This window comes from Enterobacter ludwigii (assembly GCF_001750725.1).
In the GTDB taxonomy this organism is placed as follows: domain Bacteria; phylum Pseudomonadota; class Gammaproteobacteria; order Enterobacterales; family Enterobacteriaceae; genus Enterobacter; species Enterobacter ludwigii.
The window spans coordinates 3007865-3019900 of the sequence record NZ_CP017279.1; the positions used below are offsets into that span (position 1 = coordinate 3007865).

At 56.5% G+C, this 12036-nt stretch carries 13 protein-coding genes; 4 read left to right on the top strand and 9 right to left on the bottom strand.

Annotated features, from left to right (window positions below; all coding sequences use genetic code 11):
• Position 1: 1 nt before the first annotated feature.
• On the top strand, positions 2-595 hold the full coding sequence (gene acpT, locus BH714_RS14190) for a 4'-phosphopantetheinyl transferase AcpT (protein ID WP_040018250.1): 594 nt from the start codon (positions 2-4) through the stop codon (positions 593-595).
• Here acpT and arnF read toward each other — a convergent pair.
• From arnF to BH714_RS14230, 8 genes are all read right to left on the bottom strand, one after another.
• Positions 552-956: a 4-amino-4-deoxy-L-arabinose-phosphoundecaprenol flippase subunit ArnF gene (arnF, locus tag BH714_RS14195; RefSeq protein ID WP_040018252.1), complete on the bottom strand. Its 405-nt coding sequence runs from the start codon at positions 954-956 to the stop codon at positions 552-554. The genes acpT and arnF overlap by 44 nt on opposite strands.
• Positions 953-1291 carry a 4-amino-4-deoxy-L-arabinose-phosphoundecaprenol flippase subunit ArnE gene (gene arnE, locus BH714_RS14200; protein WP_014172049.1) on the bottom strand — a complete coding sequence of 113 codons (339 nt, stop codon included), beginning with the start codon at positions 1289-1291 and terminating at the stop codon, positions 953-955. The genes arnF and arnE overlap by 4 nt, the downstream gene beginning before the upstream one ends.
• Positions 1288-2943 carry a lipid IV(A) 4-amino-4-deoxy-L-arabinosyltransferase gene (arnT, locus tag BH714_RS14205; RefSeq protein ID WP_040018253.1) on the bottom strand — a complete coding sequence of 552 codons (1656 nt, stop codon included), beginning with the start codon at positions 2941-2943 and terminating at the stop codon, positions 1288-1290. Before arnT ends, arnE begins: the two co-directional genes overlap by 4 nt.
• Entirely contained in the window at positions 2940-3842 is a 903-nt protein-coding gene (arnD, locus tag BH714_RS14210) for a 4-deoxy-4-formamido-L-arabinose-phosphoundecaprenol deformylase (protein ID WP_020884517.1), read from the bottom strand. The genes arnT and arnD overlap by 4 nt, the downstream gene beginning before the upstream one ends.
• The gene (gene arnA / locus BH714_RS14215; protein ID WP_014172052.1) at positions 3839-5821 is read right to left on the bottom strand and encodes a bifunctional UDP-4-amino-4-deoxy-L-arabinose formyltransferase/UDP-glucuronic acid oxidase ArnA; all 1983 of its coding nucleotides are present in this window, start codon (positions 5819-5821) and stop codon (positions 3839-3841) included. Before arnA ends, arnD begins: the two co-directional genes overlap by 4 nt.
• Positions 5818-6801, bottom strand: coding sequence for an undecaprenyl-phosphate 4-deoxy-4-formamido-L-arabinose transferase (gene arnC, locus BH714_RS14220; RefSeq protein ID WP_020884516.1), 984 nt, complete (start codon positions 6799-6801; stop codon positions 5818-5820). The genes arnA and arnC overlap by 4 nt, the downstream gene beginning before the upstream one ends.
• A 1-nt stretch (position 6802) precedes the next feature.
• On the bottom strand, positions 6803-7942 hold the full coding sequence (arnB, locus tag BH714_RS14225; protein ID WP_040018254.1) for a UDP-4-amino-4-deoxy-L-arabinose aminotransferase: 1140 nt from the start codon (positions 7940-7942) through the stop codon (positions 6803-6805).
• Between the two features lie 322 nt (positions 7943-8264).
• Positions 8265-8771: a phenolic acid decarboxylase gene (locus tag BH714_RS14230; RefSeq protein WP_020884514.1), complete on the bottom strand. Its 507-nt coding sequence runs from the start codon at positions 8769-8771 to the stop codon at positions 8265-8267.
• A gap of 99 nt (positions 8772-8870) precedes the next feature.
• On the opposite strand from BH714_RS14230, the gene BH714_RS14235 reads away from it, so the two are divergent.
• Both BH714_RS14235 and BH714_RS14240 read left to right on the top strand, forming a co-directional pair.
• Positions 8871-9752, top strand: coding sequence for a LysR family transcriptional regulator (locus BH714_RS14235; RefSeq protein ID WP_020884513.1), 882 nt, complete (start codon positions 8871-8873; stop codon positions 9750-9752).
• 33 nt (positions 9753-9785) lie between these two features.
• Positions 9786-10580, top strand: coding sequence for an SDR family NAD(P)-dependent oxidoreductase (locus BH714_RS14240; RefSeq protein ID WP_025202822.1), 795 nt, complete (start codon positions 9786-9788; stop codon positions 10578-10580).
• Positions 10581-10584: 4 nt separating this feature from the next.
• Here the strand turns inward: BH714_RS14240 and BH714_RS14245 are convergent, their stop codons facing one another.
• Positions 10585-11112 (bottom strand): NlpC/P60 family protein, encoded by a 528-nt coding sequence (locus BH714_RS14245; protein WP_020884511.1) that lies wholly within the window; start codon positions 11110-11112, stop codon positions 10585-10587.
• Positions 11113-11352: 240 nt separating this feature from the next.
• Here BH714_RS14245 and BH714_RS14250 point away from each other — a divergent pair, with 240 nt between their 5' ends.
• The gene (locus tag BH714_RS14250) at positions 11353-12015 is read left to right on the top strand and encodes an HAD family hydrolase (RefSeq protein ID WP_080337456.1); all 663 of its coding nucleotides are present in this window, start codon (positions 11353-11355) and stop codon (positions 12013-12015) included.
• Positions 12016-12036: the final 21 nt, after the last annotated feature.

The following is a 12036-nucleotide window of genomic DNA, read 5'->3' on the forward strand; positions in this document are numbered from 1 at the left end:
TATGTACCAGTTTATACTGGGAAAGATCTCCACCCTGAGCGCAGACCCGCTGGCGTCGACGCTTGCACATATGGCACCTGCGGGTGCACGAAATGCATCCTGGCTGGCGGGGAGAACCCTGCTCGCCAAAACGCTTTCTCCTTCTCCGTTACCCGAGATCGTCTATGGTGAGCAAGGGAAGCCGGCCTTCGTGGATGCGCAGCCCTTCTGGTTTAACCTGAGTCACAGCGGCGATAATATCGCGCTGCTGCTGAGCGACGAAGGCGAAGTGGGGTGTGATATCGAAGTTATCCGCCCACGTGAAAACTGGCAGGCGCTGGCTAACGCCGTCTTCAGCGTGGCGGAACATGCGGAGCTGGAGCGCGAAGACCCGGAGACAAAGCTTTCTGCTTTCTGGGGGATCTGGACGCGTAAAGAGGCCATCGTGAAGCAGCGAGGCGGCAGCGCCTGGCAGATTGTCAGCATCGACAGCACGTCGCAGACGCATTCGGTAAGCCAGCTCCAGTTCGGCTCGCTCAGTCTTGCCGTCTGCACCTCAACGCCTTATGCCCTTACCGCCGGGACGATTGCTCACCACGGGATGTCCGTGGCATAAAAATCACCAGCACGCCGAGAATAATCATCCCTACCCCCGCCAGCCCGTGCCAGGAAAAGTGTTCGTTCCAGCCGGGCAACAAAATGGCCGCGGCCCACACCAGAATGTAACTGAGGCTCAGCAAGGCATACGCTTTGCTGAGCGCCATGCGATGCAACGCCAGATACCAGCAGCCCATCGAGGCCACATACCCCATGAGTCCCAGCAGCAGCGCGCCAGTACCGGATGAGAAGTGCCAGAGCGCGGAGACAAACGCATAAAGCTCGCTGACTGGCGGCAGAGCCTGCATGGCATAGCGCAGCACCAGCTGCGCCGCGCTGACCAGCATTACGCTGCATAACGCCCAGAACGTTCCTCTCACAGGCTTCCTCCGAGGATAACAATGCCGATGATGATGAACCCGACGCCCAGCCAGTGATGCAACGCGACTTTTTCATGCCAGAATGCTTTCGCCGCCAGGGTCACCCAGACAAAATTGAGGCTCAGCATAGGGTAGGCAACGCCGACAGGCAGGCGCTGCAGGACAACCAGCCAGACCAGCATGCCGCTGCCCAGCGCCAGCAATGCCAGGCCCAGCCACAGCATAATATGCGCGCCACGCCGCCCGGCTTTCGCCGGACGGGTGGCCTGCTTCTGACACAGCTGCCCTGCGCAGGTCAGCAGGCTTGCCAGTATCAACCAGAGCCAGGTCGTCATTGCGGTAAATACTGCAGCCAGGCCAGACGGCCCTGAATATACAGGCTGTCCGGTTCTGGCAGATGAGCCCGCTTAATATCGTCGTGTTTTGACAGCAGGATCACCAGTGACACGCCCCCCTGCTGGCGATGCGTTGCCAGCCACTGCGCAAAATTATCTTTCTCGACAAACCGGTCTTTCACATCCGGGTACGCTAGCCCGTAGCTCAGCTCGCCGCTCTGACCAAACAGAATGATGTCATTACGCTTAAGCTCCCACGCCAGCCCGGAGGCCACGCCAACATTGTTCGCCAGCACAAACCGGCTGCTCTGAAGCGGGTCACGGATGGTATCCACCAGCGACTGCGGCTGTTTGGAATCCACCACCAGGTTAGGAATGGCAAACCCAATCAGCAGCGCCACGCCAGCAGGACACAACGCCGCCAGCCACCAGCGCTGCGCGCTTTGCCGCACGGTAAACCAGCCGACAGCCGCCCAGACGAGAAACGCCAGCACCGCGCAGAAGACTTTATACAGCTCAACGGATGTCCAGACCGGATGCTTAGCAACCCCCCACGGCGAGACCACCAGCGCCGCCACCACGCCAATCACACCAAACGCCAGGTTAATCCCGCCGTTAATGCGTAACGCTCTGGCCCCTTTGTCCGCCGCGATGCAGGCATAGCGCGCCATCAGGATAGCCAGCGGAGCAAAACACGGCAGGATGTAGGTTGGCAGTTTGCCTTTGGCAATGCTGAAGAACAGCAGCGGCATCACGACCCATCCAAGCAGATAAAAGCCACCGCCCGTGTTGTCTCTTTCGCGCCAGCCCAGCCGAAACGCGCCGGGCAACAGCGCCAGCCACGGCAGACTGCCGGCCAGCAGGAACGGCAGGTAGTACCAGAACGGCGCTTTGTGCTGAGCATCGCTCTGGGCAAAGCGCTGAATATGCTCAACCCAGAAGAAGTAGCGCCAGAAATCAGGCTCTCGGTGCGCAATGGCCAGCGCCCAGGGCAGGACGATCAGCACACAGCTCACGATGGCCAGCCAGCCAAAGATCAGCACCTCTTTCCAGCGCTTCTGCGCAATCACCCACGGCAGCACGCCTATTACCGGCACCGCCAGCGCCAGGAATCCTTTGGTCATCACCCCCATGCCGCAGGCAAGCCCGAGCAGCACGTAGCCACCCGCTTTTCCGGCCACGGTTTCAGCCTGCGAGGCCAGCCAGAAGCTGCACATAGCGGCCACCAGCCACAGGGTAATGATGGGATCCAGCACGGCGTACGTACCAATGCCATACACCAGGAACAGGGTCAGGAAGATAAGGCCGGAGAAAATGGCAACGCGCTTATCCCGCCACAGGCGCCACGCCATCCAGATCACCAGCAGAGCCGTCAACCCGGTTGAGAATATGGCGCCGGCGCGCACGGCAAAGTTAGTATGCCCAAACAGCAGTTGCCCGATACTGTTGATCCAGTAGCCCGCAATCGGCTTTTCAAAGTAACGCAGCCCCAGAAAATGCGGGACAATCCAGTCTCCAGACGCCAGCATTTCGCGGCTGATTTCCGCATAGCGCGTTTCATCAGGCTGCCACAGCATGCGGATATCGATCGGAATGAGGTAGTAAACGATAAACAGTGCGAGAAGCGCTAAGCCATAACGGGCTGCTTTCATGATACCGGACTCACGGTTTGTTGATAGCCAAGCCAGCCTTCCCGGCCAGCCAGTTCATTACGCACAATTTTGCCCACGGGCAGGACGCTAAGATCCTCTGGCAGCAATTCGCTCAATGGACAAAACTGAATGCCCTCCTGAGCGGCCATCGTCAACAGTGCATCGAAATCATGCTGATACGCAATCCCTTCCACTTCCGCGTGGATGGTGTAGACGGGCGTACCGGTGTCGCGATGAATGCAGTCCAGAATATAGCGATTGAACCCTCCGGCACTGACCTCGCGCCCAACCACTTCATCCCAGGTGGGAAGCGTGACCGGGATTTGCACCGTCCCCAGGCGATTCTCCCCGATGAGCGGCAAAAAAGGCCCGGTGCCGCGGCAATCGCTGTTGTAGCGAAACGCGAAGGGTTCTTTGGCTTTCACCACGCGTTGGTCGGCACGCCATCCCGCCACGGCGGAGCAGCGAATCGTCTGACCGGTAATGGCCTCCAGCTCCAGCATGCCGCGCTCAACTTCACGCGACAGGCGTGGAATATCCCAGACGCCAGCCCAGGCCTGCCAGGCATGGTGATCCCAGGCATGCAGTCCAACCTCATGGTGCTGTGCCGCGTCGCGGATAACGGCTTCGTTACCCGCGCCAATGCGCCTGCCGGGCCATGCGGTTCCGGCCAGCAAAATATCCCAGCCGTAGAGAGAGGCTGCGCGTGAGCGCAGCATTTTGAACAGAAATGCCGGTTTAACCAGACGCCATAAATGACGTCCCATATTGTCAGGCCCCACGCTGAAGAAAATGGATGAGCGCACGTTGTGCTTGCTCAGCAGTTCCAGCAGTTTGGGTACGCCGTCACGCGTCCCCCTGAAGGTGTCGACATCAATGCGTAAACCGACTTTTCTCATGAGACCTGTTCCGACAGCTCCACGGTGCGCAGGAAGAAATCGAGCGTTTCATCAATGGTCTGATCCATCTTCACCGTCGGTGTCCAGTTCAGGCAGCGTTTCGCATTACGAATGCTCGGTTTCCGGTGCTCAACGTCCTGATAACCTTTACCGTAGTAGCTGCTGCTTTCCACTTCACGGAAACCGGCAAATGGCGGGAAGCGATCGCGCAGCGGATGACGTTCAAAGCTTGCCAGCAGCATCTCAGCCAGCTCGCGAATGCTCGCTTCGTTATCCGGGTTACCGATGTTGATGATCTCTCCGTTGCAGCGACCCTCTTTGTTTTCGATGATGCGGAACAGCGCCTCGATACCGTCGCTGATATCCGTAAAGCAGCGTTTTTGTTTACCGCCTTCGATAAGCTTGATGGGCGAGCCTTCCACCAGGTTCAGGATCAGTTGGGTGATGGCACGTGAGCTGCCGATACGCGCCGCGTTAAGGTTATCCAGACGTGGCCCCATCCAGTTAAACGGACGGAACAGCGTAAAGCGCAGACCCGCTTTCTCGCCGTAGGCCCAGATCACGCGGTCGAGCAGCTGCTTGGAGACGGAATAAATCCAGCGCTGTTTGTTGATCGGCCCGACGACCAGGTTAGAGGTATCTTCGTCGAAGTTTTTGTCAGTACACATGCCGTACACCTCAGAAGTGGACGGGAAGATGATGCGCTTGTCGTATTTCACACAGTCGCGGATGATCTTCAGGTTCTCTTCGAAGTCCAGCTCGAACACGCGCAGCGGGTTACGGGTGTACTCAATCGGCGTGGCAATCGCCACCAGCGGCAGCACCACGTCACATTTTTTAATGTGATATTCAATCCACTCGGAGTGAATGCTGATATCCCCTTCCACAAAGTGGAAACGCGGGTTGTCGAGGAAACGACTGATGGCATCAGCACCGATATCCAGACCATAAATTTCGTAGTTATCGTCTTTCAGCAGACGCTCGGTCAGGTGGTTGCCGATAAAGCCGTTGACGCCGAGGATCAGCACGCGGGTGCGGCGTTTGATGGCCACAACCGGTGCGCTGGTGATCAGTGCGCCAGTGACCAGCCCCAGAGACTGAGCCAGTTGCGCGCCCTGAACGTAAACGCCGTTATCGGTTTGCCCGGTAACGATCTCCAGCGCCTGCTCGCCGCAGCTGACAATCAGCGGGGAAGCCGAGACAACGGTGCCCGGTTTGGCGGCAGGAATGTCGTCGCGTACGCGGGATTTCCAGACGATAAATTTACTCACGCCTGCAAAGCTGTACGCCCCCGGCCAGGGGTCGGTAACGGCACGCACCAGGTTGTGCAACTGACGAGCCGGCTTGTTCCAGTCCAGGCGACCATCTTCTGGCCGGCGACGGCCAAAACAGCTCGCCTTGCTCTCATCCTGCGCGGTCTCGCTGAAGGTGCCGTTAAGGATCGCTGGCAACACATCACGTAACAGGCTTTGCGCTACGGTGCAAAGCTTCTGATGAAGCTGCAGCGCAGTTTCATCCGCGTCGATAGCCACGCGCTGCTGCGCGATGATGGCACCGGCATCTGCGCGATGCACCATACGGTGCAGAGTGACGCCGGTTTCCGTTTCGCCGTTCACCAGCACCCAGTTCAGCGGTGCGCGGCCACGGTAGGCGGGCAGCAAAGAGCCGTGAAGATTAAATGCCCCTTTTGCGGCCAGACTTAAAATCTCATCGCAAATCAGGTTGCGATAATAGAACGAGAAGATGGCATCAGGCGCGAGCGCCCGGATGCGATCCACCCACAGCGGATGGTTGACATCGTCCGGGGCGTAAACCGGAATACCGCGCTCTGCGGCGATACGCGCCACCGAGCCAAAGAAGTTATTCTCTCCGGCCGTGTCCGGATGCGTGAAGATTGCAGCGATTTCATAGCCCGCTTCCAGCAGGGCCAGCGTGCCCGCACACCCCATATCGTGATAGGCAAAGACAACAGCTTTCATGGGTGAATTTCCTCTTGAGATGCTTTGTGTTCCTGGCGGACAACACGTTGAATAAAGTAGCGCGGACGTGCGCGAACATCGTTATAAATACGGCCAATGTATTCCCCGAGCAGGCCCATCCCGACAAACTGGGCGCCGATGAACATAAACAGCACGGCAAAGAGCATGAAGACCCCTTCCGCCGCCCATTGGGGACCGTAGATCAGGCGGAGTAACACCAGCAGCACGGAGAGCGCGAAGCCGAACACGGCAATGATGCTGCCGAAAACGCTCAACAGGCGCAGCGGCGTGGTGGTCAGGCAGGTGATAAGGTCGTACATCAGGTTGATGAGACGCATAAAGCTGTACTTCGACTCCCCGTGCTCGCGCTCGGCGTGCAGTACCGGGATTTCCGTCGCCTTACGGGCAAAGGTGTTCGCGAGAATGGGAATAAACGTGCTGCGTTCATGGCAGTGCAGCATGGCGTCGACAATATGGCGGCGGTAGGCGCGCAGCATGCAGCCATAATCGCCCATCGCTTTGCCGGTGGTCCGCTGGATCAAACGGTTGATTGTGCGGGAAGCCAGCTTACGGAACAGGCTGTCCTGACGGTTTTGCCGCACCGTGCCGACCACGTCGTACCCTTCATCGGCCTTTGCAACCAGACGCGGGATCTCTTCCGGCGGGTTTTGCAGATCGGCATCAAGCGTAATAATCAGATCGCCCGTCACGTGGCTGAACCCGGCCATAATGGCGGAGTGCTGGCCGTAGTTACGGTTAAGCAGCACGGCAACAATATGGCTGCCCTCGGCCTGCGCGGCTTCGGTCAGCATCAGCGCGGAATTATCGCTACTGCCATCATCCACCAGCAGTATTTCATAGGCTTTGCCGAGCGTGTCGCAGGCGGCCGTCGTGCGGCTGATCAGTTCGGGCAGGCTCTCCTGTTCGTTGTAAACGGGGATAACCACAGAAACTTTTTGTACAGGCGGTGCGCTGAACATATCAATTTCCTGCAAGCTGATGGAGCGCGGTAATGACGCGGGTTGTGTCGTCATGAGTCATGTCCGGGAAAAGGGGGAGAGAACAAATACGCGCGCTATTCCATTCAGAATTCGGGAGCGATACATCAGGAAAACGCTCGCGGTAGTATTTTTGCGTGTGCGCCGCGCGGAAATGCAGGCCGGTACCAATGCCTTTTTCCTTCAGGGCTGCCATCAGGTTGTCGCGAGAAATCCCGCAGCTGGCTTCATCCACGCGAATGATGAACAGGTGCCAGGCGTGGACGTGCGGCCATGAAGGAATACGCAGCGGCTGGAACGGCGTATCGGCAAGCTCGCGCAGATAGCGTTCAGCAATGTCATGACGTCGTGCGTTGGCCTCTTTCAGTTTGCCCAACTGCACCAGCGCCAGCGCGGCGTTGATATCCGCCAGGTTGTATTTGAAGCCGGGCGTGATAACTTCTGCCTGCGGCGCACGACCGTGCGTCTGGCGGTCGTAGGCATCCACACCCAGGCCGTGGAATTTCAGGCTACGGATCCGCTGCGCCAGTTGCGCATCGTCCGTGACCACTAACCCGCCTTCGGCGCAGGTCATGTTTTTAATGGCGTGGAATGAGAAAATCGCGGTGCCCTGCCAGCCCACGTGACGCGAGTGGTAGTACGTGCCGGCTGCATGCGCCGCATCTTCAATGACTGGGATACCGTGACGTTCCCCGATGGCGCGAATGGCGTCGATGTCACACGGCGCGCCGGCATAATGAACCGGAACAATCGCTTTTGTGCGTGGCGTAATGGCGGCGTCGACCGCATCCGGCGTGACCATCAACGTATCCCGGTCCACATCAATCATCACCGGGGTTGCACCCAGCAGCACAATCATATTCAGTGTGGATACCCAGGTCAGGGAGGGGGTAATCACTTCATCGCCTGGACCAATACCCAGCGCCATCAGCGTGACATGCATTCCCGCGGTCGCTGAGCTGACGGCAATCGCATGTTGATTCCCGGTTAGCTGACAGAATGCCTCTTCAAGCGCCTGATTTTTCGGTCCTGTGGTGATCCAGCCGGAGGTTAATACCTCCTGCAACGCCGCTAATTCCTCGCTACCCATGGACGGCCGGGAAAAAGGCAAAAAATCACTCATCATTAATTTCCTTGAAATAAGAATGGCACGCTTTTGATATTAACCAAATGCCGGCTCGTTTATTTCAACGAACCATAAACTTATATCAAGGTAGCTAACATTTCTTAGGGAAAAATTAAGAAAGACATTCCATTCACTTCACCCTCCCATTAACCACTTAAAATACAAAGAGTTAAATTATTATGAATTATTTATTGTGTGATCAAACTCGACCTTTGCCTGCAATTTTTTAAACATAACATCAACAAACAAAAAAAATCCCGGCTATTTCTTTTAAAAGAAGAAATAGCCGGGAACTTTTCTTTTTAGTTAATTGTCGCGCTTATTTTAAATTATCAGGAAAGTTTTTTGGTAACTCGCTCGCCGCACAGGCAATAACGCTTTCATTATTCGCCCCACAGTCGCGAACAAAGGTGATCGTCGCAAATTCATCAATGACTTCAGTGGGGTATGCCGGACCCGCATCACGATACGCATTCATCAATGGAATATGATCGTTCTGGAAGCAGACGGTTTTTTCTGGATTGTTGATCACCCAACGTGGGAAGAAGATGGTGCCGTGGAACAGTTTGTCACCCAGGTTTGCAATCAGGCTCACGTCGGTACCGGTTGGTTCTGTCCAGGAAATTTTATAGATGCTCTCCCCTACGCGAACAATATAAGCCTGCTGATCTTTCACCCAACGGTTCGCCACAATCCCGCTGTGAATACGGTAATCAAGGGTGGTTTCATTTTTGACATAAATCTCGTAGTTCCAGCCATTATCGTAGGTATATACAAGGTGTTTGCCGACGAAGCCGCTTAAGTCATGTTTGTCGAAGGTGTTCATAATGTGTCTCCTTTGCTTTGATGAGACGATCGTACCCCTTCAAAAAATGAATGAATAACGCTATGTTTAAATCAAATTCATCCAAATTTTAGATTAATCATGCATAAGACGACGCTTGAACAATGGTCATTACTGGAAAGAGTGGTCGAGGCAGGCAGCTTTGCCAAAGCAGCGGAAGAGACCAACCGCAGCCAGTCCTCGGTCAGCTATAACCTGTCGCTGCTGCAGGAGCGGCTGGGCGTGGCGCTGCTGGTGCCCGAGGGGCGGCGGGCTGTCTTAACCCCGGCCGGCGAACTCCTGCTCAACCAGGTTAAACCGTTGCTGAAAGCCTTCGCCTATGTTGAGACCCGTGCGGCAAGCCTGCGTAATGGAATGCGCACGCGGTTAGATCTGGTGGTGGACAGCATTTTCCCGCGCCGACGCCTGTTCGCTATTTTGCGTCAGTTCCAGCAGCTGTATCCGCAAACGCAGGTCCGCCTCACCGAAGTGCTGGAAAATAGCCGCACCGATGTCATTAATGATGAAGCCGACGTGATGGTGTTAACCCGCCGCCAGGACATAACCGGTCTTGGCGAATGGCTGATGAATATCGACTTTGTTGCCGTGGCGCATCATCAACATCCCCTCTTTAGCCTCGACGCGCCGCTTAACGACGATATGCTGCGCCCGTGGCCGCTCATTCAGATAGCCGACAGCCAGACCGCCGCGCGTGCGGCCGGCGAGTCGTGGACCTTTTCCACCATTGATGCAGCCATAGAGGCGGTGATGTCTCAGGTCGGCTATGGCTGGCTGCCAGAGGAGCGTATTCAGACCCAGCTTGATCTGGGGGTGCTTAAACGCCTGCCGCTTAGCCATGGCGCACGCCGGGCTACGCCGCTGCACCTGATTGTGAAACGCTCCCTCGGCCCGCTGGATGAACAGGTTGAGACCCTGCTGCGCCTTTTTAGCCAGGAGCCGCCATCCTCACCTGCTACGCTTTAAGGTCCGAACGTTAAACACGATAAGGAGCAGATGATGAAGATCGATTTTACGGGGAAAGTCGCGCTGGTGACCGCCTCTACCGGCGGGATCGGGTTCGCCATAGCCCGAGGGCTGGCTGAAAGCGGTGCGGAAGTGATCATCAATGGCCGTAGCACGGAGTCTGTGAATAAAGGTATCCAGCAGCTACAACAGGTTGTGCCTGGGGTGCAGGTACGCGCCGCAATTGCCGACCTCAGCACGGCTGAAGGGGTGGAATCGCTGCTGAACGTGGCGACCCACGTCGACATCCTGGTCAACAACGCCGGCATTTACGGCCAGCAGGATTTTTATGGCACCGACGATGACACCTGGGAGCGTTACTGGCAGACAAACGTGATGTCCGGCGTACGTATCTCCCGTGCGCTGCTGCCGGGTATGGTGCAGAAAGGCTGGGGACGCGTGGTGTTTATTTCGTCCGAGTCGGCCTGCAATATTCCGGCGGACATGATCCACTATGGTGTGACCAAAACGGCGCAGCTGTCGCTCGCTCGCGGGCTGGCGAAGTTCGTGGCGGGAAGCGGTGTCACGGTGAACAGCGTATTGCCCGGTCCCACCCTTTCAGACGGTTTTGCCGGCATGATGAAAGACGAGATCGAGAGAACCGGCAAATCGCTGGAGGAACTGGCGAAAGAGTTTGTGATGACTCACCGCCCGAGCTCGGTTATCCAGCGTGCCGCGACGGTGGAAGAAGTCGCCAATATGGTGGTGTATGTCTGCTCGCCCCAGGCCTCCGCCACCTCGGGCGCGGCACTGCGCGTCGATGGCGGCGTGGTGGATGACATCATCTGATCCCTCAGACAGAACGGTCTGTGACCCGTCGGGCAGTAATATAGTGCGCCTGCCAGTAGTCATCAGTCAGGGTTGAAACGGTTACGCCCTGGCTGCGTGAGGCATGAATAAACTGGCTATTGCCGATGTACACGCCCACGTGCCTTCGGTCTGGACCGGTCTGAAAGAAGACCAAATCCCCCGCCTTCAGACGGTATTGCGCCACCTTCACGCCGCGATGGATCTGTTCGCCCGTCGTACGCGGCAGATTAAGGTGCGCCGCATCGCTGAACAGATGCTGCATCAGCGCGGAGCAGTCCACGCCCCGATGCGTGGTCCCGCCCCACTGATAGTGGGTGCCTTTCCACTTCTGGTATTGATCAAGGATCCGGGTACGCAGTGGTCCTGTTTCCTGGTGCAGCAACGCGGATTTTGCCGGAGAAAGGGCGAGCTCGCGGTTCATTGACAGCATCGACGCCGGCAGTTGAAAACTCAATGCCGAAAACGAAGCCAGACTTAACGAGAGGATTGAAATAAGCGATCTAAACGTCATATCAAAATAGATTCAGTGAGTGAATATTTTCCTTACCGGTGGGGGCCAACGTTCCCCCGAAATAGCGCTCAATGTGGCGATAATATAGACAGCTCGCTTTTCAACCAATTATTATTGAGACCAAAAATGGACTCACTTTCCGATCGCAAGATCGCGAAAAAAATGCTCAAGACAGAAGGACAGACAGGGTAAAGCAGGTAAACTAATCAACAGAATGTGTATTTTAGCTAAGACGTATTTATGACCAATATGATTGCCGACGAGGCCGTGGCCAAATCCAACGTGCTCTCCGTCTTCGACTTTGATGGAACACTGACGCACCACGACAGCTTTATCCCTTTCCTGCGTTTTGCCTTTGGTAAACGTTACTTCGCGGGCCGCCTGGTGCGTATGGCCTTACCCACGCTGCACTGCGTGCGTCGTAAGCTGACGCGCGATGAGCTGAAGGAAGTGCTGATTAAAACGTTCCTGACGGGCGTCGATGAACACTGGCTACGCCAGAAGGCGGAAGCGTTTTGCGAAAAATACTGGGACAAGCTGATGCGCCCTGCCGGCGTACTGGCCGTCGCCGCAGAGGTGAATTCCGGTGCGGAAGTGACCATCTGCTCCGCCTCTCCGGCGCTGGTGCTCCAGCCATGGGCTGACAAGCTAGGGATTAAGCTGATTGGCACACAGCTGGAAGTGAAAGACGGCAAGCTGACCGGACGTATCACCGGCAACAACTGCCGCTGTGCCCAGAAGGTGGCGAGGCTGGAAAAAGTGTATGGCGATCTGAATAGCTACCACCTGCGCGCGTGGGGCGATACCCGCGGTGACCATGAACTGCTGGCGGCGGCGCAGGATGCACACTGGCGGCACTTCCATCCACCGCGCAAGCGTCGACATTCACCGATTAAGTGTTAGACACTGTCTACCCGAAAACGG

Excerpts from the sequence above, each read along its gene's own strand:
- acpT (WP_040018250.1), top strand. The coding sequence starts at position 2 with ATGTACCAGTTTATACTGGGAAAGATCTCCACCCTGAGCGCAGACCCG.
- arnE (WP_014172049.1), bottom strand. The coding sequence starts at position 1,291 with ATGACGACCTGGCTCTGGTTGATACTGGCAAGCCTGCTGACCTGCGCA.
- arnT (WP_040018253.1), bottom strand. The coding sequence starts at position 2,943 with ATGAAAGCAGCCCGTTATGGCTTAGCGCTTCTCGCACTGTTTATCGTT.
- arnD (WP_020884517.1), bottom strand. The coding sequence starts at position 3,842 with ATGAGAAAAGTCGGTTTACGCATTGATGTCGACACCTTCAGGGGGACG.
- arnA (WP_014172052.1), bottom strand. The coding sequence starts at position 5,821 with ATGAAAGCTGTTGTCTTTGCCTATCACGATATGGGGTGTGCGGGCACG.
- arnC (WP_020884516.1), bottom strand. The coding sequence starts at position 6,801 with ATGTTCAGCGCACCGCCTGTACAAAAAGTTTCTGTGGTTATCCCCGTT.
- arnB (WP_040018254.1), bottom strand. The coding sequence starts at position 7,942 with ATGAGTGATTTTTTGCCTTTTTCCCGGCCGTCCATGGGTAGCGAGGAA.
- BH714_RS14230 (WP_020884514.1), bottom strand. The coding sequence starts at position 8,771 with ATGAACACCTTCGACAAACATGACTTAAGCGGCTTCGTCGGCAAACAC.
- BH714_RS14235 (WP_020884513.1), top strand. The coding sequence starts at position 8,871 with ATGCATAAGACGACGCTTGAACAATGGTCATTACTGGAAAGAGTGGTC.
- BH714_RS14240 (WP_025202822.1), top strand. The coding sequence starts at position 9,786 with ATGAAGATCGATTTTACGGGGAAAGTCGCGCTGGTGACCGCCTCTACC.
- BH714_RS14245 (WP_020884511.1), bottom strand. The coding sequence starts at position 11,112 with ATGACGTTTAGATCGCTTATTTCAATCCTCTCGTTAAGTCTGGCTTCG.
- BH714_RS14250 (WP_080337456.1), top strand. The coding sequence starts at position 11,353 with ATGACCAATATGATTGCCGACGAGGCCGTGGCCAAATCCAACGTGCTC.